Source organism: uncultured Holdemanella sp., assembly GCF_934754935.1.
In the GTDB taxonomy this organism is placed as follows: Bacteria; Bacillota_I; Bacilli_A; order Erysipelotrichales; family Erysipelotrichaceae; genus Holdemanella.
The window spans coordinates 22,656-49,094 of sequence record NZ_CAKVJB010000008.1; the positions used below are offsets into that span (position 1 = coordinate 22,656).

Genomic DNA, 26,439 nt, shown 5'->3' on the forward strand with positions numbered 1-26,439 from the left:
GACGCTTAGCGTCTTTTTCCATATTTAATATAAGGAGGTTTTTGTATGGAATTAAATACCTATCCTTTAGTTTGTACAAGAGGGGTCGTACTATATCCAAATCAAGAAATTGTGATTGATGTAGGTAGAGATACTTCTGTACATGCTGTTGAAAATGCTCAGGATAATTATGATAAAAAGATTTGTTTATTTTCTCAAAAAGAGCTTGAACAAGAAAATCCTGGAACCGAAGATATATATTCTGTAGGGACTTTGTGTGAAGTTCGTCATATTCGTCGTTTTGATAACTTTTTACGCGTTAAATTCCGTGGAATCAAACGTGTTAAATTAAATAAATGGACTCATGGAAGCTTGAGTGATCTTGTTGAAGTTGAAATTCTTGAAAGTGAAAAACAAGATACGGTTGAAGAAGAAGCCTTGATTCGTATGATCGCAGATGAGCTTGATCGCATGCAAGGTCAAGATCGTTTTGTGACAAAAGAAATTGTTATGGAAATCTCTAAAGGTATGGGCGGTGAATTCTTAAGTGATAAAGCTGTTCAGGGGTTACCTTTAGATCTTGAAAGAAAACAAAAATATCTTGAAACCCTTGGAGTAAATGATCGTTTAATGATGTTACTTCAAGATATGGCTAAAGAAAAAAAGATGAGTGAAGTTGAAAAACAAATCAACGAAACTGTTAAAGAAAGAATTGATCAAGGGCAAAAGGACTACTATCTTCGTGAAAAGATGAATGTCATTCGTGAAGAATTAGGGGATACAGTTGCTCAAGATGAAGATGCAGCTAAGATTCGTAAGCGTTTAGCCGAAAATCCATATCCTGACTATATTAAGAAAAAGGTAGCGGATGAAGTCAGTCGTTACGAAATGCTTCCTATGGCTAGTGGAGAAACTGGTGTAATCAAAGCATACATTGATTGGTTAATGGATCTTCCTTGGTGGCAGCAAACAAAAGATAATGAGGATTTAAATGCGGCAGAAGCTACTTTAAATGCTGATCATTATGGTCTAGAAAAAGTAAAAGAACGTATTCTAGAATATTTAGCTGTTAAACAAATGACAAATTCATTAAATGCACCAATCATTTGTTTGGTAGGTCCTCCTGGAGTTGGTAAAACATCTTTGGCAAAAAGTGTTGCACGTGCTTTAGACCGTAAATTTGTAAAGATGTCTCTTGGTGGTGTTCGTGATGAAGCAGAGATTCGAGGACATAGAAGAACCTATTTAGGAGCTTTACCTGGACGTATCATTCAAGGTATGAAAAAGGCTGGAGTGACTAACCCTGTATTCTTAATTGATGAAATTGATAAGATGGCAAGTGATTATAAGGGAGATCCATCAAGTGCTATGCTTGAAGTATTAGATCCTGAACAAAACTCAGTATTCTCAGATCACTATATTGAAGAGCCTTATGACTTATCAAAAGTATTATTCATCGCAACCGCTAACTATTTAGAAAATATTCCACCTGCATTAAGAGATCGTTTGGAAATCATTGAATTATCAAGCTATACAGATGCAGAAAAGGTTCATATTGCCAAGGATCACTTAGTGCCTAAGCAATTAAAACTAAATGGATTAAAACCATCACAATTAAAAATTGATGATGATATGTTACTATATTTAATTCGTTACTATACTCGTGAAGCGGGTGTTCGTTCATTAGAGCGTACGATTGCGACAATTTGCCGTAAAACCGTATTAGCAATCTTAAAAAACAACAAACGCAGTATTAAGTTGACTAAGAAATTAGTTCATGAGTGGTTGGGTAATGAAAAAGTCGATTATGGTAAAAAAGAAAAGAAAGATCAAGTTGGAACTGTAACAGGACTTGCCTATACAAGTTTTGGTGGAGATATCCTTCAAATCGAGGCAACTCGCTTTACTGGTAAAGGAAGACTTGTTCTTACTGGACAATTAGGTGATGTTATGAAGGAAAGTGCTAGTATTGCGCTAGACTATGTTCGTACACATGCGAAAGAATTCAAAATTGAACCAAAATTGTTTGAAGAAAATGATGTACATATTCACGTACCAGAAGGAGCAGTTCCAAAAGATGGACCAAGTGCTGGTGTTACAATGACAACGGCATTGGTATCTTGTTTCTCAAATATTCCAGTTAAGGCAAATTTAGCCATGACAGGTGAAGTAACACTTAGAGGAAATGTTCTTCCTATTGGTGGTTTAAAAGAGAAATCATTGGCAGCACATCGTTCTGGAATTGATACGATCTTGATTCCAAAAGAAAATGTAAAAGATTTGGATGATGTACCTCAAGAAGTAAAAGATGCAGTTACTTTTATTCCTTGTTCAAATGTCTCTCAAGTATTACATAACGCATTGGTAAGATAGTATGATCAGTGAATTTGTGATTAGTGCTGTTGAAAAGGATCAATGGCCAGAATCTGATTTACCAGAAGTTGTTGTCGTTGGACGTAGTAATGTTGGAAAATCAAGCTTTATTAATGCACTAACGAATAAGAAAAAACTTGCCTATGTAGGAAATACACCGGGTAAGACACGTTTAATCAATTTCTTTAAGATCGATGATACATGGATGTTGGTGGATGTTCCTGGATATGGCTATGCGAAAATGTCTAAACAAATGTTGATCAAAATGGGTAAAATGATGGATACATATTTTAACCAAAGAGAACAAATTTGTTGCGTTGTACAACTTGTGGATGCAAGACATGGCGCAACACATGATGATTTAGATATGATCGAAATGATTCAAAGTCTTGGAATTCAAATCGTCATTGTAGCTACAAAAGTCGATAAGATTCCTAAGACAAAACGTGTTCGTGCATTGAAAGATATTTCTCAACAGCTTCAATTGCCAATGAAGAATATTTTCGGTATCAGTAGTACAGAAAAAACAGGTTTTGAACCTGTCTTAGAAAGAATCAATGAAATTGTAGAACAGGCTAAAAAATAGTCTGTTCTTTTCTTGTATTACATACAAAAGATTGCGAATGTAAGTACAATGACTTATAATTAAGAAAAAGGAGCTTATTATATGTCAAAAACATCGAATGTATATGCAAGAATTGAACCAGAAACAAAAGAACAAGCAGAAGCCATCTTGGCAAAATTAGGAATACCATCTTCTGTCGCAATTAACATGTTCTACAATCAAATAATTTTAAATAACGGTTTACCTTTTGATGTGAAGATACCATCAAATAAAATTTTAAATGAAGCAGAAATGACAAAAGAGGAATTAGCTAAGGAGATTTTGGCGGCTCATAATGAAGTTTTAAAAGGGAATACAATTCCTTTTGATCAATTTAATGAATCATTGAAAAAGGATCTAAAACTATGAATTTAGAAAATGGATTATAGAATAGTCTATTCTTTAAAATTGTCTAAAAGAATTGTGAGTGAAATGATTTTGGTGTATGAGTATGTTAAAATGGAAACCTAAAAAGGAGTGCTGAGCTTATGAAACAAAACCCAACACCTCGTATTACAAATCTATTTATGCTGACAATTGCAGGGATTGTGAATGCCTTTGGCATTACATTATTTATGACACCTGTGAAATTGTATGATAGTGGAATTTCTGGAACTTCTATGTTATTAGAACAAATTACACCATCCTATTTATCATTATCATTATTCTTGTTGATATTAAATATTCCTTTATTTCTTTTTGGACTCAAAAAACAAGGAAAGAAGTTCACATTTTATGCCATTTATACCGTCTTTATATATTCCTTATTCGCATGGCTTATAACGGATGTTTTTCCAATTGATGTTAGTATTGCTTCACCACTAGCTGGTACAGATTTACTTCTTTGCGCATTATTTGGTGGCATGATTTCAGGTATAGGAAGTGGTTTGGCCATTCGTTTTGGTGGGGCTATGGATGGTATTGAAGTTATGGCAGTGATTTTCGCAAAACGTATTGGAATTACAGTAGGAACTTTTGTGATGATATATAATGTGATTCTGTATGTATTTTGCGGACTTGTATTAAATAGCTGGGTACTTCCACTTTATTCTGTGGTTGCGTATTCAGCGGCATTAAAAACAATTGATTTTGTCGTTGAAGGTATTGATCGAGCTAAATGTGCAATGATTGTAACGGAGTATCCAACCGAAATCTGTGAAGCATTAAGTGAAACATTTGAAAGTGGTGTAACTCGAGTGGATGCCACGGGTGGTTATTCAAAACGACCTAAATCCATTGTCTATTTTGTAGTTAATCGTTACCAAGTCAATCGCATGAAAGAACAAGTTCATGAAATCGATTCTGGTGCTTATATTATCATGAGTGAAGTGGCAGATATCTTTTCAAATAATATGGATAAAGTATAAAGAAAAGTGGGGGAATTAAATTTCCTCCACTTGTTTAGTCCATAGACTTCTTGATGCATCACTTGGCATTCTCCAATCACCTCTAGGTGAGAAACAAATAGATCCAACCTTAACACCATCTGGCATACAGTTTCTTTTGAATTGTTGCGTAAAGAAACGATTATAGAATGTTGTGATGGCTTTTTTAATTGTTTCCTTTTCTACATCTTTGAATGCAACACAAGCCAAATCATAGATTTTCTTAGGTTCATCATGATGTCTTAACATTTGATATAAGAAGAAATCATGAAGATCATAAGATCCTAATACTTCTTCTGTTTTTTGCGCAATCTTACCATTTTTATCTGGCGGTAAAAGCTCTGGGGATACTGGTGTATCACAAATATCCATCAATACATCATGTAATACTTCATCTTTTAAGGCTACACTTTCAACAATATAGCGAACAAGTGTTTTAGGAACACTCGCATTAACTGCATACATACTCATGTGATCCCCATTATATGTACACCATCCTAAGGCAAGTTCACTTAAATCTCCAGTACCTACTACGATCGCATTATAGGCATTGCTTAAATCCATAAGAATTTGTGTTCTTTCACGAGCCTGAGAGTTTTCATACGTAATATTATGAACTTCTGGATTATGGTGAATATCTTTAAAGTGTTGATTTACACCATCCACGATAGAAATTTCTTCACTAGATACATGAAGAAGATCCATTAAGATTTGCGCATTAGATTTAGTACGTTTTGTTGTTCCAAAACCAGGCATTGTGATCGCATGAATTCCTTTTGAATCATAATTATTGATTTTAAAGGCTTCATGACATACAAGTAAAGCTAAAGTAGAATCCAAACCACCACTAATTCCAATCACAACATCTTTACAGTGAATTTTAGAAAGACGTGTTGCCAAGCCTTGAGCTTGAATGTGTAAGATTTCTAAACAACGCGTAATCCTTTCATCTTGATTGTTTGGAACAAAAGGATAAGCATCGATATAGCGGTCAAATTCAATTTCTTCAATTGGTTTTGATGCGAATTCTACGGTTATATAGTTTACATGGAATAAATCTTGCCTGCTTGTTTTATAATGTAGACGATCATGATTTAAGTGATCTAAATCAATTTGACCATAAATGATTTTATCTGTTTTAGTCTCATTTAAAATGGCCCCATTTTCACAAATTAAATTATGTCCAGAAAAAACTAAATCACTTGAACTTTCTGTAGGTCCTGCACTGGCATATATATAGCCAGCATAACATTTAGCACTTTGATCTTTGACTAGATTTCTTCTGTAGTTCGCTTTTGAAATGATTTCATTTGAAGCACTAACATTACATAATACATTGGCTCCTGCTAGTGCATGCGTTGAACTTACAGGAATGGTTACCCATAGATCTTCACAGATTTCAACACCTAAACAAGCAGATGTAGTTGTATCTTTAAATACAATATGATTTGAAACAGGAACCTTTTTGTTGTTGAAGTTAAAAGTTGTGTTTTCTTTTAGTTCACTCGCACTTGAGAACCATCTTGTTTCATAGAATTCGTTATAGCTAGGAATATATGTTTTTACTTGAATGCCTAGAATGTCATGGTTGAAACAAATGGCCGCACAATTATAAAGCTTATTATCAATTTCTAAAGGTAAGCCTAAGACTGCAACTATATTTTCTGGTAGTTCTTCTACAATTTCAAATAGAACTTGTTTTGCTTTATTTAATAATGTATGTTCATAGAATAGATCCTGACATGTATATCCTGTAATACATAGTTCTGGAAATATGACAAGTTGTGTATCTGAATCTAATTCTTGGATACATTTTAAAATTTCTTCTTTATTAGCCTGTGGATCTCCAATTGAAACATTTGGCGTACAGGCAGCTGTTTTATAATATGAATAACGATGCATGTTGATACCTCATTTCCATTGAAAATTATACCAAAAAAAGACGTCCATTTTAAGGACGTCTTTGATTATTGTTCACTAAGTTCGTGAAGACGATCTCCGTATGCAGATTCGTCTGCATCCTTCTTATCGTTTTCAGTCGCATATTTTTTAACTAATGCACTTGATTTGTTGATTGGTTGTAAAGTTCCGGCACCAGCCACACATCCACCAGGACATGCCATACCTTCAAGTAGGTATCCGTTTAATCTTCCGGCTTTTGCCATCATCAACATTGTCTTACAATTCTTTAATCCTTCTGCAGCCTGAACTTTTACTTCTGTTCCAGGGTGTTCTTTTTGAATCAAATCTTTAACAGCTTTGGCAACACCACCACTAACGGCAAATCCACGACCTGCATTTGTTCCTTCAGTCAATGGATCTGAAGTTGTGATTTGATCTAATTCAATACCTTTCGCATTAAACATACCCATAACTTCTTCAAAAGTTAATACGAAATCAACATCACTACGGATTGATTTACGGCTTGCTTCCAATTTCTTAGCAGCACAAGGACCGATGAATACAACTTTTGCGTTTGGTTTTTCTTTTTTGATCAAACGACCTGTTAATACCATTGGAGTTAATGCCATTGAAATATATGGTGCAAAGTCAGGGAAGTTTTTCTTCGCCATAACTGACCATGCAGGACAGCAACTTGTAGCCATAAATGGTTGTTTTTCAGGAACTTTGTCTAAGAAGTCTTCAGCTTCTTCAATTGTACATAAGTCAGCACCAATCGCAACTTCAACAACATCCGCAAAACCTACAGCTTTTAATGCAGCTTTTACTTTGTCTGGAGTTACAGCTGGACCAAATTGACCAACGAAAGCAGGGGCAACAGCGGCAATTACTTCATAACCTTCTTTCATGGCATAAATTGTTTGGAAAATTTGTCCTTTATCAACAATAGCACCAAATGGGCAGTTAACTAGACACATTCCACAGCTAACACATTTATCGTAATCGATTTCTGCTTTTCCATCTGCATCGGATTTGATCGCATCCATACCACAGCTTGCAGCACAAGGACGTTCTAATTTTGTGATTGCGTGATAAGGACATGCATCCATACAACGTCCACACTTAATACATTTTTCTTGGTCAATGCAGCTTTTACCATTTACGATATGAATCGCATCTTTTGGACAAACTTCTGTACATTGGTGTGATAAACATCCTTGACAAGCGTTTGTTACGAAAACTTTCTTTTCAGGACATGCATTACATGCGAATTTAATAATATTGATCAGTGGATCGTCATAGTATTTTTTAGCAATCGTACTTTCTTCAATTCCATCAGAAATATTAGTATATTCAGTAATGTCACGAACAGGTAAACCCATTCCTAAGCGTAATCTTTCACCAATAATTGCACGTTCTAGAAAGATACTTTCACGATATTTTGCTTTAGTACCAGGTAAAATTTCATATGGAATCTCTTCCATACGTTTCGAATAATCTGTATTGTCATCGTATGCCATTGAAGCGATGGCAGTAAAGACCTGACGACGAAGGTCAGTTACCGAGTTATAAATTCCTCTCATATTTCCTCCTATTTTTATTCCTCATATAGACTCATACAATATTATATAGTAAAAAGTCTATTTGTGAAAGTTTTAATTAGTATAAAGTGTTATTATTTTTTCCTAATAGTGATATAATACCGAGCGAGGTGAATTGTTTGGTAAAAATTGTATGGGATTGGAACGGAACTTTGTTAGATGATGTTGATTTATGTTTTTCATGTATCAATCGACTTTTAGTCAATCATGAACTACAGCCGTTAAGCACTTTAAATCAATATCGAGAAGTATTTACATTTCCAATAGAGGATTATTATAAAAGGGTTGGCTTTGATTTTGATAAAATACCTTTTTCCATATTGGCTCACGAATATATGGAGGATTATCAAGAAAAAAGTTATAGTTGCGACTTGCATTCAGATGTATTGGATGTTGTAAAAAAGGCTAAGCATTTAGGCTTTTCACAAACCGTACTTTCTGCAAGTAAGATGGATTATCTTCTAAGACAAATGCAAAATTTAAATGTAGATACTTTATTTGATTCAATTTATGGAATCAATGATATTTATGCGAAAAGTAAAGTGGAATTAGCTCATGCGTTTAAACAAACATGTAACCTGGATGATGAAATTTATTTTGTAGGTGATAGCGTGCATGATTATGAAGTCGCAAAAAGTATTGATGCCAAGTGTATCTTGGTAACAACGGGGCATCAAAATCGTAAGACTTTAGAAAGTGTGAATGTACCGGTTATGGACAGTTTAATGGAAAGTTTGGATTTTATTTATGAAAGAGATTAAGATCAATTCAAATGATGCGAATCAAAGATTAGATAAGTTTTTAATGAAAACTTTTCCTAAACTAGGCAAGTCAATGATGTATAAGGCGATTCGAAATAAAAAAATCAAGGTGAATCGTAAGCGTTGTACTTTTGATCAGAAAATCCAGGAAAACGATAGTATTTTATTGTTTTTACCTCCGGATGTTTTAGAAGAGAAAAAAGTGGAAACAAATTATATATCATCAAAGTTAGATGTCATTTATGAAGATGAAAACATCTTGATTGTGAATAAGCCATACGGCTTATTGTCACAGAGTGATCAAAGCCAAAATCAAGATTGTCTAGTCAATCGTGTACAAGCATATTTAATGGAGAAAAACGAATATGATCCAAATAAGGAACATTCTTTTGCGCCTAGTATTTGTCATAGATTAGATCGAAATACAACAGGTCTAGTGATTGCTGCAAAAAATGCGAATGCGTTAAGAAAAGTAAATGAGGCAATCGCAAATCGTAAGATCCAGAAAATGTATCGTGCACATGTTTACGGTACTTTTAATCAAAAAGATTTTAGTATGTGTTATTACATTCGCAAAGAAAATACGATTGCGAAAGTAAGTGATAAAAAATTAGAGGGCTATCAAAAAGCATTAATGGATGTACATGTTGAAAGTGATGATGGCGAGAATTCAATTTGTACAATCACTCTTCATACAGGAAGATTTCATCAGATTCGTGCTCTAATGGGACATATACAGCATCCTTTGTTAGGTGATGTAAAATATGGATATCATGGAAAGAAAAGGCCGGTAGAATTGATGGCATATCGGTTAGAGTTTCAGGATATTGATTTACCACTTTCACAAATGGTGTTTGAAATTCCAAGAGCATAGTGGGAGGATATGAATATGCAAGAATATCGATATTTATTAGATATTGCCTTAATTTTATTAATGACAAAAGCCTTTGGACTTTTTTCTCGTCGATTACGTATGCCATCTGTAGTAGGTGCATTGATCGCAGGAATTGTTTTAGGGCCTGCGGTATTAAATATAGTTGAGCCAAGTAAGTTAATTGAATCTTTATCGGAAATTGGTGTTATCGTCTTAATGTTTGCGGCTGGTCTTGAAACAAGCATTACAGATTTAAAGAAAGCAGGACTAAAAGCATTTATTATTGCGACACTTGGTGTGTTGGTTCCATTAGCTGTTGGATACGTGGTTGGTGGATTCTATAATGTTGGGCCAGATGCATGGTTACACAACTTATTCTTAGGTGTTATTTTAACAGCTACAAGTGTTGGTATTACGGTAGAAACATTAAAAGAAATGGGATGTATGTCTACAGAAAGTGGAAATGCGATTCTAGCAGCCGCTGTCATTGATGATGTTTTAGGTATTATTTGTTTAACATTAGTAACAGGTATGGCTGATAGTTCAGTTAATATTGGTGTTGTTATGTTTAAAATCTTATTGTTCTTTGTGTTTGCCGTTGTTGTAGGAGTTATTTTACACAAAGTATTCTCATGGTGGTTTGAACATGATTCATGTGGTGGACTACAAAGATATTCAATTGTGTCTTTTGCGTTCGCATTGATTATGGCCTTCTGTTCAGAAGCCTTCTTTGGTGTTGCAGATATCACTGGTAGTTTTGTGGCTGGTTTGATTCTTTCAGGTACAAGACAATGTGATTATGTCACAAAACGTATTTCAACATTATCTTATATGTTGATTACACCTGTATTCTTTGCGAGTATTGGATTAAAACTTTCTCCAATCACATGGAATGCCAAACTTATTGAGTTAGTTATTGTATTATGTGTGGTTGCCGTTTTGACAAAAATTGTTGGATGTGGTTTAGGTGCTATTGTATGTAAATATACACCTATACAAGCTATTCGTATTGGATGTGGTATGATTAGTCGTGGAGAAGTTGCCTTAATTGTCGCAAATAAAGGTATGGCATTAGGTATTTTACCTGAAGTCTTTGTGACTCCAGTATTATTGTGTGTCGTATTCACAACGGTTATTACACCAATCTTATTAAAAATCGTATACAAAAAGAAACCAAATGATGCAGATTTTGTACAAACTGCAAAATGTTAATATTATTTTCACATTGAGTCTTTATACTGAAAGTATGAAGACTCTTTTATTTATGTTTATAATTACATTTTTAATAAAACCAATTCAACTATCGACTGTTTATTTCGTTTTATTCTTGTATTTTCTTGCCAAAAAAGACTATGAAACGATGTATATTGAAAAGTATTGGATTTTTCCATCGATACTTCTTTTATTCTTTTGTTCAAGTTATGTGCCATTATTAAATCGAGTCTGTACAAGTCTAGTTTTTCTTTTTGTTAGCGGAACAATTAAATTGATTAAATCCGATTGGATTGGCAGTGCCGATGTGTGTTATTTAAGTTTTTTTGGATTTTATTTGGGCATAGAAAGAATGCTTGTAGCTTTATATATTAGTGTTTTACTTGGAATACTTTGGATTTTATATAAAAAAAAGCATATCCTTCCCTATATATCGTGTTTGGCAATTGGTGTATGGATTGCCGTTTTGAAAGGATATACGATTTTCTATTTTCTAATGAATCTTTTTTCTTGAGGACAAGTAATATCTACATCATTAAATTGAATATGATGACTTTGAAGTAAAAGTCCTGTATTATCAATTTTTTTACCTCCATATAGAGAATCGTTTAAAATGGGATGGTTCAAAGAAGCACATTGAACACGGATTTGATGTTTTCTTCCGGTAAGAATCGTTACTTGAATTAATGAACAATCTTTATAATTTTTAAGTGTATTAAATATTGAAACACTTTCTTTTCCATTTGGATGAATGATCATTTTCTTGGCATTATGACGATCTCTTGCAATATTTGAAATGATCTTTTTATTTTTATAATTTGTATGACCTTGTACTAAGGCAATATATTCTTTTTTTATATGGTGCTCTTCCATATTTTTATCGCAATATGCCTGAAAGAATGGATGCTTACAAAATAACACCAAACCACTTGTTTCATAGTCAATTCGATGGATAGCTTGAGCTGGATATTTGTTTTGGTTTAATTGTAAATATCCATTGACTCGAGCTTGTAGAGTGTCTTGGTTGTTTCCATCATCGTGAACCAATAAAAATGGAGGTTTAAAGGCTACAATCAAAAATGTATTTTCGTATAAAATGTCAACCGGTTCATAATTTATTTCAACATCTTTTTCTGGGTAATTAAAATAAATCGTCTTTTTCTCTTCATCTATTTTAAGATGCTTTTTATGTGTTTTTGAAATATAAAAAGTCTCAAAGATTTCTTGAGAAGTTGTTGTATAGCGCATGTAGTTTTCATTTATATTTTTTATGAGCATATCAATAGAATATTTTAATGATGCGTGTCATAATGTCAATAGAAGAACAGGAGGAATACTTATGAAAATCTTTAAAAATTTAGAAAACGGTAGTGTTGTTGAAGGATTGTTGATGGATGTTGTTCCTAATGGGTATCGTGAATTAAAAGCGGGTGAAGTGGATGCGGCACAAGAAAAACATGTTCCACAAGTAAGTGTAGAAGATAATAAACTTAAAGTTGTAGTTGGAAGTGTTGAACATCCAATGTTAGAAGCACACTATATCACAAATATCTGGGTTGAATATAGTGATGGAACTGTGGATCGTGCAGGACTAGTACCAGGAATGAAACCAGAATATGTTTTCGATCCAAAAGGAAGAACAGGTAAGGTGACTGTGTATGAGTATTGTAACTTGCATGGTTTGTGGAAAAATGAAATAGAATTGTAACGAAAATGTAAAAATGATGACAGATTGTTGAAAAAAACAATCTGTTTTTTTATAATAAGTTTATGTATAAAGAAAAGTTAAGAGAATCATTTAAAGTATATGATGAAATTGTATTAAAGTGTTTTTGTGGAATTTTTATTGGTGCAATTGTTGCGCTTTGTGAAGTTGTTTTTGGCAAAGGCCTAGAATGGATCTTAAATTTTAGAGAACACATGGGATGCATCATGTTAGTAGGGCTTCCTTTTGCGGGCCTAGCTATTGTGTTCTTGTTTGATCATTGGGGAAGAATATCTAGAAAAGGTATGGGACTTGTCTTTGAAGTGGATCAAGGAAAGAGTGATTGGATTCCACTTCGTATGGCACCATTTATGGTTGTATCGACATGGATTACACATTTCTTTGGTGGTAGTGCAGGTCGAGAAGGCGTTGCGATGCAGATTGGAGCTACGGTATCCCATTATTTTGGAAAATATTTCCGCTTTAAAAATAGTGGTGTTATTTTTATGGTCGCAGGTATGGCAGCTGGTTTTGCCGGATTATTTGGGACTCCAATTACAGCTATCTTTTTTGCCTTAGAAGTATTAGTTGCGGGAACTTTAAAATATCGAGCTATGTCTTGTGCAATTCCTGCAAGTTTTACCGCAGCTTATGTTTCTAGTTTATTTGGATTGCATAAGAGTTCGTTTAAAATTGGAAGTGTAAGTGATTTAGATGTCGAACTATCCATAAAACTTTTAGTTTTAGGGATTTTATTTGGCCTGATTGGTGGGTTGTTTGCGTTTTTTTTAAAGCATACAAAAGCATTTGTGACAAATAAAATAAAGAATCCTTATAAACGCATTTTTATGATGGGTATTCTTGTAGCCATTTTATTATTTGTGTTTGGCAAGTGTCGGTATTCGGGTGTTGGTGAAAACTTGATTGTAGGTTCTTTTACATCGGATAAGATGTATGGATATGATTGGATTTTAAAGTTTGTGTTAACCATTTTAACTTTATCGGCTGGTTTTCAAGGTGGTGAAGTTACACCATTATTTGCGATTGGATCAAGCTTAGGGGTTATAATTGCGCCTGTTTTTGGATTAGATCCTTTATTTGTGGCGGCCTTAGGTTATTGTAGTGTGTTTGGAGCTGCAACGAATACTTTTTTAGCACCGATTGCGATCGGCATGGAAGTATTTGGATATCAATATTTTCCGTTCTTCTTTGTTGTATGTGCTATAGCTTATATTGTAAATCAAAATGAGTCGATTTATGCTTTACAAAGACAAGTCAGAGAATGATTTGTCTTTTTTTACGGTGTTATGAAAACGCATACAAATTTACTTAAATAAGTAGATTTTATTTGAAAAAGTGCTATACTTTAGTTATATAAAGAGTATTATTAGGAGGATGATTATGAAACAGAATAATATGCTCGCCATGATTTTAGCGGGTGGCCGCGGAACACGTCTTTTAGAACTAACTAAAAAGAATGCGAAACCGGCTGTTTATTTCGGGGGAAAATATCGTATTATCGATTTCCCGCTAAGTAACTGTGCGAATTCAGATATCAACGTTGTAGGTGTTTTAACTCAGTATGAATCTGTAGAATTAAATGCGTATGCTGGTGCTGGACAAAGATGGGGACTTGATGCACGTGGAAGTGGAGTTTATGTTTTGCCACCACGTGAAAAAGATGGAACAAAATTTGACGTTTATCAAGGAACGGCAGATGCCATCACTCAAAACATCGACTTTATTGACAAGTTTGATCCTGAATATGTATTGATTCTTTCAGGTGACCACATCTATAAGATGGATTATGCAGATATGTTATCTTGCCATAAGGCAAATAATGCAGATTGTACAATTGCAGTACTTCCAGTTCCAATGAAGGAAGCAAGTCGTTTTGGTATTATGAATACGGATGATGAAGGAAGAATTGTAGAATTTGAAGAAAAGCCAGAACATCCAAAGAGTAATTTAGCTAGTATGGGTATTTATATCTTTAACTGGAAACAATTGCGTAAAGAATTGATTTCAGATATGACAGCTGAAGGTTCTCACCATGACTTTGGTAAAGATATTATTCCAAATTTCTTAAATGCAGATAAGCGTTTATATGCTTATAAGTTTGAAGGCTATTGGAAAGATGTTGGAACAATCGATTCATTGTGGGAAGCAAACATGGACTTGTTAAACAAAAATAATGAATTGAATTTAGATGATCCAAACTGGAAAATCTATACAGAAGATATTCCAACTTTACCTCACTATGTAGGACCAACTGGAAAAGTAGAACATTGCTACATCAACCAAGGTGCAGTGATTCGAGGACATGCAGTGGATTCCGTATTATTTAACAATGTTGACATTGATGAAGATGCACTTGTATCTCAAGCTGTATTAATGCCAAATGTTAAGGTTGGTAAAGGTGCAAAAATCTATCGTGCAATTGTTGCGGACGGTGTAAAGATTGATGATGGTGCTGTTGTGGGTAGTCCAGACAGCGAAGAAATCGTATTAATTTCAAAGAGAGTAAAGAAGGGTGAATAATTATGTGTAACGCTTTAGGAATAATTACTTATAATGATTCTTCTGTTTATGTAGAAGGTATGCAAAAATATCGTCCAATTGCTGCATTTAGCTTTTTAGGACGTTATCGTTTAGTTGACTTTGCGATTTCAAATATGTCAAATTCAGGTATTGATGATATCCAAATTTATGTAAATGGAAATCCTCGTTCTTTAATTGATCATGTTGGTACAGGTCGTCACTATAATATCAACTCAAAACACGGACACTTATCTTTAGTGCCTGTATATACAGATGGTGGAAATTCACGTTTTACTACAGATATTTCATGCTATGCTGAAAATATTCATGCTGTTATGGAAAACCACAATGACTATGTTGTGATTGCTCCAGCTAATATGCTTTATAAAGGAAACTATGAGGAATTATTAAAACAGCACATTGAAAGTGGTGCAGAAGTTTCTGTTTTATATCAACATGTTGATAACGCAAAAGAAAACTACATTGGATGTGATGTACTTCAAATGAATAAACAACGTGGTGTATTGAGTATTGATCAAAACTTAGGAAACTATAAGTCTAGATATTTATCTTTACAAACATACATTATGTCAAAAGAAATTTTCAAAACATTAGTTGAAGAAGCTCAAGAAACAAGTTCAATGTATTGGTTCAAAGATATTTTGAATGACAAATGTGTAGATATGGATATTCGTGGATTGAATTATCGTGGACATATTTATGTTATCAATGATTTAAAATCATATTATGAAAGTAATATGGAATTCTTAACAGAAGAAAAAATGAAAGATATCAACGATCCAGAATGGCCTGTATATACTCGTACAAGTGATTCAGCTCCAGCTATTTATTTAAATGGTGGTACGGCAACAGGTTCATTGATTTCAAATGGTTGTGAAATCAGTGGTGTAGTTAAGAACTCAATTATTGGTCGTTCTTGTAAAATTGGAAAAGATGCATTGATTGAAAATTGTATTATTATGCCAGATGTAGTAATTGCGGATGGCGCACACTTGAAGAATGTGATTGTTGACAAACATTCAAGAATCGCAAAGAAAAAAGATTTAGCAGGTTTGGAAGAACAACCTTTGTATATTGGTAGAAGGGAGAACGTTTAATGGCATCAATTTTGATGGTTGCTGGGGAAGGATTACCATTCATTAAGACAGGTGGACTTGCCGATGTTATTGGATCTTTACCAAAAGCACTTACTGAAAGAGGACATGAAGTAAAGGTTGTAATGCCTTTATATAAGAAAATTAGTGATAAATACTATAATGAACTTCACTTTGACTGTGAATATTCAGTTTCAATCAATTATCATGAAGTACCAGTACGTGTATTTTCAAAAATGGTAGATAATGTTTGTTTCTTCTTCATTCAACATCAAGGTTATTTTGAAAGAGATTCATTATACGGTTATCAAGATGATGGGGAGCGTTTTGGATATTTCCAAAAAGCTGTTATCGAAATGTTGAATCAGTTGAACTATTGGCCTAACATTATCCATTGCCACGATTGGCATACAGGTATGATTCCTTGTATGGTAAAAGAAACGCATGATGCAGATCCTAGATATCGTGCTATTCGTTTTGTATATACAATTCACAACATGGCATATCAAGGAAACTTTGGTCCTGAAATGTTAGATAGTTGCTTAGGCTTACCATACTATTTATTAGACAATGGTAATGTGCGTTTTGATGGTGGAATTTCATTTATGAAATCTGGTATCTTATATGCCGATAAAGTTACAACTGTATCACCAACTTATGCTCAAGAAATTTTATCGCCTCAATATGGTGAACACTTAGAAGCTGTATTGAATATGCGTAAATATGATTTATGGGGAATTGTAAATGGTATTGATATCCAATTATGGAACCCTAGTACAGATCCAGAAATCCCTTATCACTTTGATAAGGTGAATATTGCGGCTCAAAAGAAAAAGGCAAAAATGGCTCTTCAAGAAGAATTGGGATTAGAAAAGAATCCAGATGTTATGATGGTTGGAGTCGTTTCTCGTTTAACTTGGCAAAAAGGATTCTATTTATTGATGGAACAATTAGATGCATTATGTGCAGCTCCTATTCAATTGGTTATTTTGGGTAGTGGTGAAAGTCAAATTGAAAATAAATTCCGTGAATTAGAAGATGGAAATAAAGGTAAGATTTGTTTCTATTACGGATATAATGAAAGCTTGGCACACCGTATTTATGCAGCAAGTGATTTATTCTTGATGCCTAGTCTATTTGAACCATGTGGCATTTCACAATTGTGCTCTATGCGTTATGGTACTTTACCTCTTGTTCGTGAAACAGGTGGATTAAAAGATACAGTCGATGCATATAATGAGTATGAAAAATCTGGAAATGGATTTAGTTTTGAAAACTATGATTCCAATGAATTGATCCACACATTATATTATGCTTGTGATGTTTACTATAACCGCAAAGAAGATTGGGAAATGTTACAACGTAATGCGTTGAACACAGATGTGTCATGGCAACAAAGTGCTAAAACATATTCTTTGTTGTATGATGAATTAGTAGACTAATGAGAATTCTTGTTAGTGCATGTTTATTAGGATATGACTGTAAGTACAATGGAAAAAACAATTATAACTCAAAAATTGTTGAACTTTTAAAAGAACATGAAGTCATTCCTGTTTGTCCAGAAATGCTTGGAGGACTTACTTGTCCGCGTATTCCTTGTGAAAAAGTAGGGGATAAAGTTATGGATAAAGAGGGTAATGATTGTACAAAACAGTTTATCAAAGGAGCAGAAGTAGCTCTTAATATAGCGAAAGAAAAACAAGTGGATTTTGCGATTTTGCAAAGAAGATCACCTAGTTGTGGGTATTCCCTAATTTATGATGGGACTTTTAAAGGGAATCTTATAGCTGGTAGTGGTATCTTTGCTCAAATGCTGCAAAGTTTAGATATTCCAATTATGGAAGCGGAATCAGAAAAATTCGTTTAGGTATTGTTTTCTTTGGCAAAATGTCATAAAATACATTTAGATTTGATTTAGGAGGATAATTATGAAACAAGTAACTGTAACTGTAGTAGATCCAGTAGGTCTTCACGCACGTCCAGCAACTGTAGCTGTTAACGCTGCTAGTAAATTCAAAAGCGAAATCAATGTAGCTTTCAAAGGACGTGAAGTAAACATGAAATCTATCATGGGAGTTATGTCTTTAGGAATTCCTACACAGTCAGAAATCACAATTAGCTGCTCAGGCGAAGATGAAGATGCTGCTGTAGCTGCAATCGAAGAAGTATTGCGCGCTCAGAAGATCATTGCTTAATTAAGAAAAGTCTCATAGTTTATGAGACTTTTTTATTTCAATGCTAGAAAAGAAGGAGAATGAATAATGTCTATTGTTGAAGAAAGATATTCAAAATGGTTAAATCATGAAAATTTAGCCCCTCAATATAAACCTGTTTTAGAAGCTATGGATGCTGAAGAAAAAAATGATGCATTCTATACTACAATTGAATTTGGAACAGCAGGTATGCGTGGTCTTTTAGGTCCTGGAACGAATCGTATTAATATTCATACAATTCGTAAAGCTACTCAAGGATATGCGAACTACATTAATGAAAATAATGGTGGCGAAGCTGGTATTGCGATTGGGTATGACAACCGTCATATGTCAAAAGAATTTGCGTTTGACTGTGCAGATTTATTGGCAAAAAATAATATTAAATCTTATGTATTTGAATCATTAAGACCAACACCAGAATTAAGCTTTGCGGTACGTCACTTAAATTGCTTTGGTGGAATTATGATTACAGCGAGTCATAACCCTAAAGAATATAACGGTTATAAATTGTATGATGATAAAGGATGTCAATTGATTCCATGTTTAGCTAGTCAAGTTATCGATAAAGTTAACGCAATTGAAGATGAATTAGCAATTGATGCAAATTGTACAGAAGAACAAAAGAAATTGATTACAGTCATTGGTAAAGATGTGGATGAAGAATACTACGAGAATGTATTGAGTATTCAATTGAATCCAGAAGTGAAAAAAGATATCAAAATCGTATTCTCTCCTGAACATGGTACGGCAAATATTCCAGTACAAGAAGTATATAAACGTGCAGGATATACTTGTATTCCAGTTGTTGAACAATGTAGTCCAGATCCTGATTTTTCTAACACACCAACACCAAACCCAGAACAAGCTGGTGCTTATGAATTATCATTGAAATACGCAAAAGAAAATCAAGCGGATTTGATCTTGGTTTGTGATCCTGATGCTGACCGTATGGGTGTTGGAGTATTGCATAATGGTGAATATGTTGTTTTAACAGGTAACCAATCTGGTTCTGTTGAAATTGAATATATTTGTTCACAACTTCAAAAACAAGGTAAGATGCCTGAAAACCCTGTTATGTTCAATACAGTAGTTACTAGTGATCTAGGTGAAAAGGTAGCTTCTGATTATGGTGTATCAACAGAAAAAACATTAACAGGATTCAAATTCATTGGCGAAAAAGTTGCGAAATATGAAAAAACACACAAAAAGAACTATGTATTTGGATATGAAGAAAGTTATGGTTCATTAATCAAACCTTTCGTTCGTGATAAAGATGCTCCTCAAGCTTGTTTGATGCTTGCTGAGGCTTGTGCATTCTACAAAGAACAAGGAAAAGATTTAGTGGATGTATTAGACAGCTTATATGATCGTCATGGTACATATGAAGAAAGTCAAGTAGCTCTATCATTAGCTGGTGAAGCAGGTGCTAAGCGTATCAAAGAAATTTTAGCTAATTTAAGAAAAGATGCTCCAAGTGAAATTGGTGGAACTAAAGTTGTTCGTAGCGAAGACTATAAAGAATGTGTAATTAAAGAAGGAGATACAGTAACTGAACTTACTGGATTCACTAAATCGGATGTATTGAAATACTATCTAGAAGATGGAAGCTGGATTGCGGTACGTCCTAGTGGAACAGAACCAAAATGTAAATTCTACTATTGTATCAAGGGAGCTTCAAAAGAGGATGCTCACAACAAAACTGTTCATTTCCAAAAGGCAATGGATGATTTGATTGCTGAATAGTATGAAGGGATGTCTTATAAGGGCATCCTTTTTAATTTACAAAAAAAGGATCTAGACTTATTTGTCTAAATCCTTTAAGAATTGTTCTAAGCGTACTACAGCTTCTTTAATGTGGTCAATACTATATGCATAAGAGATACGGATATATCCTTCACCACTTTCACCAAAGGCATTTCCTGGTACACAGGCAACTTTTTGTTCTTGTAGTAATCTTTCACAGAATGTTTCTGAATCAAGGCCTGTTGATTGAATGTTACAGAATACATAGAATGTACCATGTGGCATATTTGTTTTTAGGCCCATTCGATTTAATCGATTGACTAAGAAGTTTCTTCTTTTTAGATAATCCTCTTTCATCATCAATACATCGTCATATCCATTTTTTATAGCTTCAATACCTGCATATTGAGACATAACAGGTGCAGACATAATAACATATTGGTGAATCTTATTCATTACAGAAGATAGTTCTTTATTGGCCATACAATATCCAAGTCGCCACCCTGTCATTGCGTAGGCTTTTGAAAAACCGTTGACGACAATAATTTGAGATTTGATTTCATCAAATTGAGCTAGGGAAGCGAATGGCTGATCAAAGCTAAGTTCCGCATAGATTTCATCACTGACAACATAAATACCAGATTCTTTAATGATATCAACAATCTTTGCGTAATCTTCTTTAGTCATGACACCACCAGTAGGGTTGCTAGGGTAGTTGATGATCATAGCTTTTGTCTTTGGCGTAATGACTTTCTTTAAATCTTCTGGAATGATTTTAAAATCGTTTTCTTCTTTTAATTGTAAAGGGACAACAACACCATCGCTTAAAATAACGCTTGGTGCATAGGCAACATAGTTAGGGTCTAATACAATGACTTCATCTCCTGGATTTAATAAAGCACGCATACAAAGGTCAATGGCTTCGCTACCACCAATCGTAACTATGACTTCACTTTCAGGATCATATACTTGATTGTAGTGTTCTTTATGAAATTTGCAAATTTCTTCACGAAGCTCAAGCAATCCTCTATTAGCCGTATAGTGTGTGTGACCAGTGCTCATATAATGAATTGCATTTTCACAGATGTGCCATGGCGTCGCAAAATCAGGTTCACCAACACCTAAAGAGATAACACCTTCCATTGTATTGGCTAAATCAAAAAATTTTCGGATGCCACTCGGTTTAATGGATGTTGCTTTTGTAGATAAACGTTTCATTATGGAGTCACAACCAATCTTGATTCTTTGTCTTCAGGTTTGTCAATCATGACAATACCGCTTTGTTTATATTGTTTTAAGACAAATAAAGTTTTAGTAGATCGTACATCTTCAACACAAGCGATTTTATCAGACACAAAGCGTGCCACTTCAAACATTGTTTTACCTTGGACTAAACATAAGAAATCACAATCCCCACTTAAAAGATACATAGTATCGACTTCTGGATAATTCGCAATCAATGCCGCTGTTTTGTCATACCCTCTATTTCTTGTAGGTGTACAACTTACTTCTATATAAGCTAAGACTTTTTGGTCTTTTAATGCTTTGTTGTAGTTGATGATCGTGTGATAACCACAAATGATCTTATTTTTTTCTAAAGATTGAATCTCGGATTTTATACTCGCTTCATCTTCATTTAGAATGTCAGCTAAATCTTGTGATGTTAAACGAGCATTATTTTCTAGTAAATCTAGGATTAAACTTTGGTTCATTTTTAATTCCTCCTTTTGAATATAATAGCACAATTAAGGTTATGTAAAAAGTATGAAAATGCTTGAGAATAGACTGTAAATAGTCTAAAATATAAGTGGTTGTTAGTTGTTAAAAGTTTTACTTGTTAGAGAATTGACAAATTAACGGTAGGCTTTTATAATAACAATGGTATTTAAAGGAGGATTTACTGACATGACAGTAAAAGTTGCGATTAACGGTTTTGGACGTATCGGACGTTTGGCATTCCGTCAAATGTTTGGTGCTGAAGGCTACGAAGTAGTAGCTATCAATGACTTGACTAGCCCTAAGATGTTAGCTCACTTGTTGAAATATGATTCAACTCAAGGAACTTACGCTAAGGCTGACACAGTTGTTGCTGGTGAAAATTCAATTACAGTAGATGGAAAAGAAATCACTATCTACGCAGAAGCTGATGCTTCTAAATTACCTTGGGGTGAATTAGGAGTTGACGTAGTATTAGAATGTACAGGATTCTATACTTCAAAAGCTAAAGCAGAAGCACACATTAAAGCAGGTGCTCGTAAAGTTGTTATCTCTGCTCCAGCAGGAAATGACTTACCAACAATCGTTTACAATGTAAACCACGAAACATTAAAACCAGAAGATACAGTAATTTCTGCAGCTTCTTGTACAACAAACTGTTTAGCTCCAATGGCTAACGCTTTGAACAAATTAGCTCCAATTAAATCAGGTATCATGACTACAGTTCACGCTTACACTGGTGACCAAATGACATTAGACGGACCTCAACGTAAAGGTGATTTACGTCGTAGCCGTGCTGCTGCAGTTAACATTGTTCCTAACTCAACAGGTGCTGCAAAAGCTATCGGATTGGTTATTCCTGAATTAAACGGAAAATTAATCGGATCTGCTCAACGTGTTCCAACTCCTACAGGATCAACTACTATTTTAGTAGCTGTTGTTGACGGAGAAGTTACAGTTGACCAAATCAATGCTGCTATGAAAGCTGCTACAACTGAATCATTCGGATATACTGAAGAACAATTAGTATCTAGTGATATCGTTGGTATGCGTTACGGATCATTGTTCGATGCAACTCAAACAATGGCTCACTCATTAGGTGACGGAACTACTCACGTACAAGTTGTTTCTTGGTACGACAACGAAAACTCTTACACAAGCCAAATGGTTCGTACAATTAAGTATTTCTCAGAATTAGCTTAATTATCGTAAGACTTTTAAGGAATCCAATCGGATTCCTTTTTTTTCATCTTAACTAAAAAGTGCAAACCAAAACTTGAAATAAATAGGTAAATACTGTATTCTAACCTTTAGAGATTGTGAGGTGTTAGCGATGGGAATTCGACATCGTTTGACAGATTCTGAGCGCGATGATTTGACAAAAGATGTAGATGATTTGGATGCTGTCTACATGGAAAAATTAAGAAAAGACGGAATTAGTGAAGATTTATTGGCTCAGTTTCGTGATTTAACTTTAGAATTAGAAAAGGATAAGAAAAAAGATGAGTAAAAATTTAAATTTAATAATTATCGTCATAATGACATTGGTTTTTATTTTTGTACCAATCATTATGAAGAAAGTGGTATGGAAAAAATTATTATCTCAATTGGATAATGAACAATATGATGAATTCTATAAAACATTAGATTCAAATGCTTGTAAATTTTCATATCAAGCATTTAACCGCGAATATATGCGTTTAAGTGGATACTTAGCACAAAGAAATGATGCGAAAATTGAAGAGCAATTTGATTTATTGAAAAACATGCGTATTTCTAACAAGCAAAAAGCAAGTGTTGCGAGTCGTGGATTCTATTATTACTTAGAAAAGGGTAAAATTAAAAAAGCAGAGGGCATGCTTTCTTATGGAAAAAGCTATGTCGATGAAAAGTCATTTAAGAATATGCAAATTCAATTTAGTATCTTAATGAAGAAAGAAGCTAAATATATTGATGACTGCAAAGAAATTTTAAATAGTATGTGGGATGGTATGTCTGATCTTGACAACAACCGTAAATTTCCAGTTGGCACAATTCAATATTTAATTGGACTTCAATATTCATATTTAAAAGATGTAGATCATATGATGGAATATTTTAATCCGGCTTTAGAAAATTTAGCTGGTACTCCATATGAAGAAGATATTCGTCGTATTATGAGTAATTTACATGTAGGCTAACCTTTTGGTTAGCTTTTTTTTTCATGTTTTGTATTGTATAATAAAGAAATGAATTGGAGGACATTTTATTATGAAATTATATAATAGTTATTCTCAAACCATTGAAGAATTAAAACCAATCGAAGAAGGAAAGATTTCTATGTATGTATGTGGACCTACCGTATATAACTATCCACATATCGGAAATGCTCGTCCTATCGTTGTATTTGATACATTAAAAAAAGCATTGTCTGCACAAGGATATGAAGTGACTTTTGCGTCTAACTATACAGATGTGGATGATAAGATCATTAAAACGGCAATCGAACAAAATGTGTCTGAAAAAGAAATTACAGATAAATTCATTGTTGCCTATAATGATGTACGAAGAGGACTTCATGCAGATCTTCCAGATTATGCACCACGCGTAACAGAAACTATGGATCGAATTATTGAGTTTATCGATAAGATGGTTAAAAATGGCTCTGCCTATCAAGTTGGAGGCGATGTTTACTTCCGTGTAAATAGTGATAAAAAATATGGGGAACTATCTCATCAAAGTATTGATGATTTAATGGTAGGGGCTCGTATTGATGAAAATGAAAAGAAAGAAAATCCATTAGATTTTACTTTATGGAAAGAAACAACAGAAGGAATTAAATGGGATTCACCATGGTCAAAAGGACGTCCAGGCTGGCATACAGAATGTGTTGTTATGATTCAGGATGTATTTAAGAAAACGTTGATTGATATCCATGGTGGTGGATTGGATTTAAAATTCCCTCATCACGAAAATGAAATTGCCCAATGCGAAGTATGCAACGACACACACTTGGCAAATATCTGGGTACATAATGGTATGATCAATATCAATGGTATCAAGATGTCTAAATCTTTAGGAAATGTATGGTGGGCTAAAGACTTGATTGCCAACCACGGAGGAAATCTAACTCGTTGGTTAATGATTTCTACACATTATCGTGCACCATTAAATTTAAACGAAGAAGCTTTCGCAACTTCAAAGAAAGAACTAGATAAGATTGCAGCTGCCTATAAACAAGCTTGTGTAAAACTTGCTTTATTAGATGCTAAAGAAGCAACTACATTCGATGAAACATATAACGCATTTATTGATGCTTTAAATGATGATTTGAATACGCCAAACGCAATTAGTGTCGTTTATGAAGTGGTTAAGAAAATCAATCAGGCCGTTCGTCAAAGAGAAATTGATGTTGAAAATTTAGCTGTATTGGTACATACATTAGAAAAGATGCTTTATATTTTAGGTATTGAATTTGATAAAATTTCAATGAGCGAAGAAGATAAAGAGATGTATCAAAATTGGAGAAATGCTGTTAAAGAAAAGAATTTCGAAGTTGCAGATAAACTTCGTGCTGCATTAATTGAAAAAGGAATTCTGTAATGGAAATTGTAACAGAAAATGCGACAAGTCTTGCATGGATTGGTGATGCCGTTATGTCTTTGGCAGTACGTGAGCACCTTTTGAGTTTAGGTTTTCGCAAGGCACATGTTCTACAAAAGAAAAATGCCGTTATTTGTAGCGCAAAAGGACAAGCCATTATGCTCAATAAAATGATGGAAGAAAATTTCTTTACGGAAGATGAAAAGACCATTTTAGCGCGTGGAAGAAATGCCACTATTCATTCAAAAGCTAAAAATGCGACACACAAAACATATCTAGAAGCTACCGCATTAGAATCAATGCTTGGCTATTTGTATTTATATGGACATCAAGAAAGACTAAAGGTTTGTCTTGATAAAATTATTGAAATAGGGGACAGTCTATGATCGTATATGGAAAAAATGTGTATTCTACACTTCAAAATGATATGGATTCAATTGAAAAAGTATATGTACTTCAAGGTTTGAAGGACGCAAAACTTTTGAAGTCGATCCAAAAATCAAATTTAAAAGTAGAATATTGTAATCGTGCAAAATTAGATAAGATTGCCAATACAACACATCATAATGGTGTGGCAGTTAAGGTCAGTGAAATTGAAACATATAGTATTGAGCAGATTGTATCTCGTGCTAAAAAACCAGGTCTTCTTGTTGCCTTGGATGGAATTCAAGATCCACATAATGTAGGGGCTATTTTAAGAACTTGTGATTGCGCGGGTGTAGATGGTGTTATTTTGACAAAACACAACAGTTGTGGATTAACACCAACGGTTGTAAAGGCAAGCACAGGAGCTGCTTATACAGTGCCTGTTTCTATTGTTACAAATTTATCGCAAACACTTAGAAATTTAAAACAAGACGGATATTGGGTTGTTGGAACCGATATGAAAGAGGCTAGGGAATATCGTGAAGGTATGTATGATTCACCAACTGTATTGGTAATTGGTTCAGAAGGCCAGGGTATTTCAAATCTTGTAAAAAAACAATGCGATTATATGGTTTACTTACCAATGGTAGGAAGCATCACTTCATTAAATGCAAGTGTGGCAGCTGCTATCTTGATGTATGAAGTATATAATCAAAGAAATCCAAAAAAATAAGTCAATTTTTAAAAATTGGCTTTTTTAATGTCTT

At 34.0% G+C, this 26,439-nt stretch carries 27 protein-coding genes; 22 read left to right on the forward strand and 5 right to left on the reverse strand.

All coding sequences use genetic code 11. From position 1 onward, the window contains the following. Positions 1–45: 45 nt before the first annotated feature. From lon to Q0E86_RS03240, 4 genes are all read left to right on the forward strand, one after another. Positions 46–2,352, forward strand: a complete 2,307-nt coding sequence (lon, locus tag Q0E86_RS03225; protein ID WP_295754499.1) for an endopeptidase La — start codon at positions 46–48, stop codon at positions 2,350–2,352. Between the two features lies 1 nt (position 2,353). Continuing rightward, a complete protein-coding gene (gene yihA / locus Q0E86_RS03230; RefSeq protein ID WP_295570159.1) occupies positions 2,354–2,938 on the forward strand; it encodes a ribosome biogenesis GTP-binding protein YihA/YsxC in 585 nt (194 codons plus the stop codon). 81 nt (positions 2,939–3,019) lie between these two features. Next, positions 3,020–3,325: a type II toxin-antitoxin system RelB/DinJ family antitoxin gene (locus Q0E86_RS03235; protein ID WP_295754500.1), complete on the forward strand. Its 306-nt coding sequence runs from the start codon at positions 3,020–3,022 to the stop codon at positions 3,323–3,325. Between the two features lie 119 nt (positions 3,326–3,444). Next, the gene (locus Q0E86_RS03240) at positions 3,445–4,323 is read left to right on the forward strand and encodes a YitT family protein (protein WP_295754501.1); all 879 of its coding nucleotides are present in this window, start codon (positions 3,445–3,447) and stop codon (positions 4,321–4,323) included. A gap of 15 nt (positions 4,324–4,338) precedes the next feature. On the opposite strand, the gene Q0E86_RS03245 is transcribed toward Q0E86_RS03240, so the two are convergent. After that, the gene (locus tag Q0E86_RS03245) at positions 4,339–6,243 is read right to left on the reverse strand and encodes an NAD(+) synthase (RefSeq protein ID WP_295754503.1); all 1,905 of its coding nucleotides are present in this window, start codon (positions 6,241–6,243) and stop codon (positions 4,339–4,341) included. Positions 6,244–6,308: 65 nt separating this feature from the next. Next, positions 6,309–7,826, reverse strand: a complete 1,518-nt coding sequence (locus Q0E86_RS03250; protein WP_295754504.1) for a 4Fe-4S dicluster domain-containing protein — start codon at positions 7,824–7,826, stop codon at positions 6,309–6,311. Positions 7,827–7,963: 137 nt separating this feature from the next. Here Q0E86_RS03250 and Q0E86_RS03255 point away from each other — a divergent pair, with 137 nt between their 5' ends. Genes Q0E86_RS03255 through Q0E86_RS11145 form a run of 4 tightly spaced genes read left to right on the forward strand, consistent with a single transcriptional unit; the run spans position 7,964 to position 11,205 of the window. After that, positions 7,964–8,605 (forward strand): HAD family hydrolase, encoded by a 642-nt coding sequence (locus tag Q0E86_RS03255; RefSeq protein ID WP_295754505.1) that lies wholly within the window; start codon positions 7,964–7,966, stop codon positions 8,603–8,605. Then, the gene (locus tag Q0E86_RS03260; RefSeq protein ID WP_295754506.1) at positions 8,592–9,479 is read left to right on the forward strand and encodes an RluA family pseudouridine synthase; all 888 of its coding nucleotides are present in this window, start codon (positions 8,592–8,594) and stop codon (positions 9,477–9,479) included. Before Q0E86_RS03255 ends, Q0E86_RS03260 begins: the two co-directional genes overlap by 14 nt. A gap of 15 nt (positions 9,480–9,494) precedes the next feature. Then, positions 9,495–10,691 (forward strand): cation:proton antiporter, encoded by a 1,197-nt coding sequence (locus Q0E86_RS03265; RefSeq protein WP_295754508.1) that lies wholly within the window; start codon positions 9,495–9,497, stop codon positions 10,689–10,691. A 52-nt stretch (positions 10,692–10,743) separates the two neighbouring features. Then, positions 10,744–11,205: a prepilin peptidase gene (locus tag Q0E86_RS11145; RefSeq protein WP_367117376.1), complete on the forward strand. Its 462-nt coding sequence runs from the start codon at positions 10,744–10,746 to the stop codon at positions 11,203–11,205. Here the strand turns inward: Q0E86_RS11145 and Q0E86_RS03270 are convergent. After that, the gene (locus tag Q0E86_RS03270) at positions 11,178–11,939 is read right to left on the reverse strand and encodes an RNA pseudouridine synthase (protein ID WP_295754509.1); all 762 of its coding nucleotides are present in this window, start codon (positions 11,937–11,939) and stop codon (positions 11,178–11,180) included. The two genes, Q0E86_RS11145 and Q0E86_RS03270, sit on opposite strands and share 28 nt — an antisense overlap. A 91-nt stretch (positions 11,940–12,030) precedes the next feature. Here Q0E86_RS03270 and Q0E86_RS03275 point away from each other — a divergent pair, with 91 nt between their 5' ends. The 8 genes from Q0E86_RS03275 to Q0E86_RS03310 all read left to right on the forward strand — a co-directional run bounded on the left by Q0E86_RS03275 (position 12,031) and on the right by Q0E86_RS03310 (position 20,008). Next, positions 12,031–12,399, forward strand: a complete 369-nt coding sequence (locus tag Q0E86_RS03275) for a desulfoferrodoxin family protein (RefSeq protein ID WP_040466500.1) — start codon at positions 12,031–12,033, stop codon at positions 12,397–12,399. Between the two features lie 62 nt (positions 12,400–12,461). Next, positions 12,462–13,682 (forward strand): chloride channel protein, encoded by a 1,221-nt coding sequence (locus tag Q0E86_RS03280; RefSeq protein WP_295754510.1) that lies wholly within the window; start codon positions 12,462–12,464, stop codon positions 13,680–13,682. A gap of 115 nt (positions 13,683–13,797) precedes the next feature. After that, a complete protein-coding gene (locus tag Q0E86_RS03285) occupies positions 13,798–14,937 on the forward strand; it encodes a glucose-1-phosphate adenylyltransferase (protein ID WP_295754511.1) in 1,140 nt (379 codons plus the stop codon). 2 nt (positions 14,938–14,939) lie between these two features. Continuing rightward, on the forward strand, positions 14,940–16,055 hold the full coding sequence (gene glgD / locus Q0E86_RS03290) for a glucose-1-phosphate adenylyltransferase subunit GlgD (RefSeq protein ID WP_288518698.1): 1,116 nt from the start codon (positions 14,940–14,942) through the stop codon (positions 16,053–16,055). Then, positions 16,055–17,494 (forward strand): glycogen synthase GlgA, encoded by a 1,440-nt coding sequence (gene glgA / locus Q0E86_RS03295; protein WP_270433004.1) that lies wholly within the window; start codon positions 16,055–16,057, stop codon positions 17,492–17,494. The genes glgD and glgA overlap by 1 nt, the downstream gene beginning before the upstream one ends. Further along, positions 17,494–17,919, forward strand: a complete 426-nt coding sequence (locus Q0E86_RS03300; protein WP_295754512.1) for a DUF523 domain-containing protein — start codon at positions 17,494–17,496, stop codon at positions 17,917–17,919. The genes glgA and Q0E86_RS03300 overlap by 1 nt, the downstream gene beginning before the upstream one ends. Before the next feature lie 61 nt (positions 17,920–17,980). Further along, positions 17,981–18,247: a phosphocarrier protein HPr gene (locus tag Q0E86_RS03305; protein ID WP_003866017.1), complete on the forward strand. Its 267-nt coding sequence runs from the start codon at positions 17,981–17,983 to the stop codon at positions 18,245–18,247. 72 nt (positions 18,248–18,319) lie between these two features. Further along, on the forward strand, positions 18,320–20,008 hold the full coding sequence (locus Q0E86_RS03310) for a phospho-sugar mutase (RefSeq protein ID WP_295754537.1): 1,689 nt from the start codon (positions 18,320–18,322) through the stop codon (positions 20,006–20,008). A gap of 57 nt (positions 20,009–20,065) precedes the next feature. On the opposite strand, the gene Q0E86_RS03315 is transcribed toward Q0E86_RS03310, so the two are convergent. Together Q0E86_RS03315 and Q0E86_RS03320 are read right to left on the reverse strand one after the other, a co-directional pair. Beyond that, positions 20,066–21,226, reverse strand: a complete 1,161-nt coding sequence (locus Q0E86_RS03315; RefSeq protein ID WP_295754513.1) for a pyridoxal phosphate-dependent aminotransferase — start codon at positions 21,224–21,226, stop codon at positions 20,066–20,068. After that, on the reverse strand, positions 21,226–21,720 hold the full coding sequence (locus Q0E86_RS03320) for an Lrp/AsnC family transcriptional regulator (RefSeq protein ID WP_117926831.1): 495 nt from the start codon (positions 21,718–21,720) through the stop codon (positions 21,226–21,228). Before Q0E86_RS03320 ends, Q0E86_RS03315 begins: the two co-directional genes overlap by 1 nt. 193 nt (positions 21,721–21,913) lie before the next feature. Between Q0E86_RS03320 and gap the strand changes: the two genes are divergently transcribed. The 6 genes from gap (at position 21,914) to rlmB (ending at position 26,405) form a co-directional block, all read left to right on the forward strand. Continuing rightward, positions 21,914–22,927, forward strand: coding sequence for a type I glyceraldehyde-3-phosphate dehydrogenase (gap, locus tag Q0E86_RS03325; protein ID WP_040466502.1), 1,014 nt, complete (start codon positions 21,914–21,916; stop codon positions 22,925–22,927). Between the two features lie 130 nt (positions 22,928–23,057). Continuing rightward, a complete protein-coding gene (locus Q0E86_RS03330) occupies positions 23,058–23,234 on the forward strand; it encodes a hypothetical protein (protein ID WP_295754514.1) in 177 nt (58 codons plus the stop codon). Then, the gene (locus Q0E86_RS03335; protein ID WP_295754515.1) at positions 23,227–23,904 is read left to right on the forward strand and encodes a hypothetical protein; all 678 of its coding nucleotides are present in this window, start codon (positions 23,227–23,229) and stop codon (positions 23,902–23,904) included. Before Q0E86_RS03330 ends, Q0E86_RS03335 begins: the two co-directional genes overlap by 8 nt. Positions 23,905–23,974: 70 nt before the next feature. Beyond that, positions 23,975–25,306 (forward strand): cysteine--tRNA ligase, encoded by a 1,332-nt coding sequence (gene cysS / locus Q0E86_RS03340; protein ID WP_295754516.1) that lies wholly within the window; start codon positions 23,975–23,977, stop codon positions 25,304–25,306. Beyond that, positions 25,306–25,692 (forward strand): Mini-ribonuclease 3, encoded by a 387-nt coding sequence (locus tag Q0E86_RS03345; RefSeq protein ID WP_295754517.1) that lies wholly within the window; start codon positions 25,306–25,308, stop codon positions 25,690–25,692. Before cysS ends, Q0E86_RS03345 begins: the two co-directional genes overlap by 1 nt. Next, entirely contained in the window at positions 25,689–26,405 is a 717-nt protein-coding gene (gene rlmB / locus Q0E86_RS03350) for a 23S rRNA (guanosine(2251)-2'-O)-methyltransferase RlmB (RefSeq protein WP_295754518.1), read from the forward strand. Before Q0E86_RS03345 ends, rlmB begins: the two co-directional genes overlap by 4 nt. Positions 26,406–26,439: the final 34 nt, after the last annotated feature.

Coding starts and splice junctions, on each gene's coding strand:
- Q0E86_RS03275 (WP_040466500.1), top strand. CDS start 12,031: ATGAAAATCTTTAAAAATTTAGAAAACGGTAGTGTTGTTGAAGGATTG.
- Q0E86_RS03280 (WP_295754510.1), top strand. CDS start 12,462: ATGTATAAAGAAAAGTTAAGAGAATCATTTAAAGTATATGATGAAATT.
- Q0E86_RS03345 (WP_295754517.1), top strand. CDS start 25,306: ATGGAAATTGTAACAGAAAATGCGACAAGTCTTGCATGGATTGGTGAT.
- Q0E86_RS03245 (WP_295754503.1), bottom strand. CDS start 6,243: ATGCATCGTTATTCATATTATAAAACAGCTGCCTGTACGCCAAATGTT.
- rlmB (WP_295754518.1), top strand. CDS start 25,689: ATGATCGTATATGGAAAAAATGTGTATTCTACACTTCAAAATGATATG.
- Q0E86_RS03265 (WP_295754508.1), top strand. CDS start 9,495: ATGCAAGAATATCGATATTTATTAGATATTGCCTTAATTTTATTAATG.
- gap (WP_040466502.1), top strand. CDS start 21,914: ATGACAGTAAAAGTTGCGATTAACGGTTTTGGACGTATCGGACGTTTG.
- Q0E86_RS03260 (WP_295754506.1), top strand. CDS start 8,592: ATGAAAGAGATTAAGATCAATTCAAATGATGCGAATCAAAGATTAGAT.
- glgD (WP_288518698.1), top strand. CDS start 14,940: ATGTGTAACGCTTTAGGAATAATTACTTATAATGATTCTTCTGTTTAT.
- yihA (WP_295570159.1), top strand. CDS start 2,354: ATGATCAGTGAATTTGTGATTAGTGCTGTTGAAAAGGATCAATGGCCA.
- Q0E86_RS03330 (WP_295754514.1), top strand. CDS start 23,058: ATGGGAATTCGACATCGTTTGACAGATTCTGAGCGCGATGATTTGACA.
- Q0E86_RS03315 (WP_295754513.1), bottom strand. CDS start 21,226: ATGAAACGTTTATCTACAAAAGCAACATCCATTAAACCGAGTGGCATC.
- Q0E86_RS03335 (WP_295754515.1), top strand. CDS start 23,227: ATGAGTAAAAATTTAAATTTAATAATTATCGTCATAATGACATTGGTT.
- Q0E86_RS03250 (WP_295754504.1), bottom strand. CDS start 7,826: ATGAGAGGAATTTATAACTCGGTAACTGACCTTCGTCGTCAGGTCTTT.
- Q0E86_RS11145 (WP_367117376.1), top strand. CDS start 10,744: ATGTTTATAATTACATTTTTAATAAAACCAATTCAACTATCGACTGTT.
- glgA (WP_270433004.1), top strand. CDS start 16,055: ATGGCATCAATTTTGATGGTTGCTGGGGAAGGATTACCATTCATTAAG.
- Q0E86_RS03285 (WP_295754511.1), top strand. CDS start 13,798: ATGAAACAGAATAATATGCTCGCCATGATTTTAGCGGGTGGCCGCGGA.
- lon (WP_295754499.1), top strand. CDS start 46: ATGGAATTAAATACCTATCCTTTAGTTTGTACAAGAGGGGTCGTACTA.
- Q0E86_RS03305 (WP_003866017.1), top strand. CDS start 17,981: ATGAAACAAGTAACTGTAACTGTAGTAGATCCAGTAGGTCTTCACGCA.
- Q0E86_RS03320 (WP_117926831.1), bottom strand. CDS start 21,720: ATGAACCAAAGTTTAATCCTAGATTTACTAGAAAATAATGCTCGTTTA.
- Q0E86_RS03235 (WP_295754500.1), top strand. CDS start 3,020: ATGTCAAAAACATCGAATGTATATGCAAGAATTGAACCAGAAACAAAA.
- Q0E86_RS03240 (WP_295754501.1), top strand. CDS start 3,445: ATGAAACAAAACCCAACACCTCGTATTACAAATCTATTTATGCTGACA.
- Q0E86_RS03270 (WP_295754509.1), bottom strand. CDS start 11,939: ATGCGCTATACAACAACTTCTCAAGAAATCTTTGAGACTTTTTATATT.
- cysS (WP_295754516.1), top strand. CDS start 23,975: ATGAAATTATATAATAGTTATTCTCAAACCATTGAAGAATTAAAACCA.
- Q0E86_RS03300 (WP_295754512.1), top strand. CDS start 17,494: ATGAGAATTCTTGTTAGTGCATGTTTATTAGGATATGACTGTAAGTAC.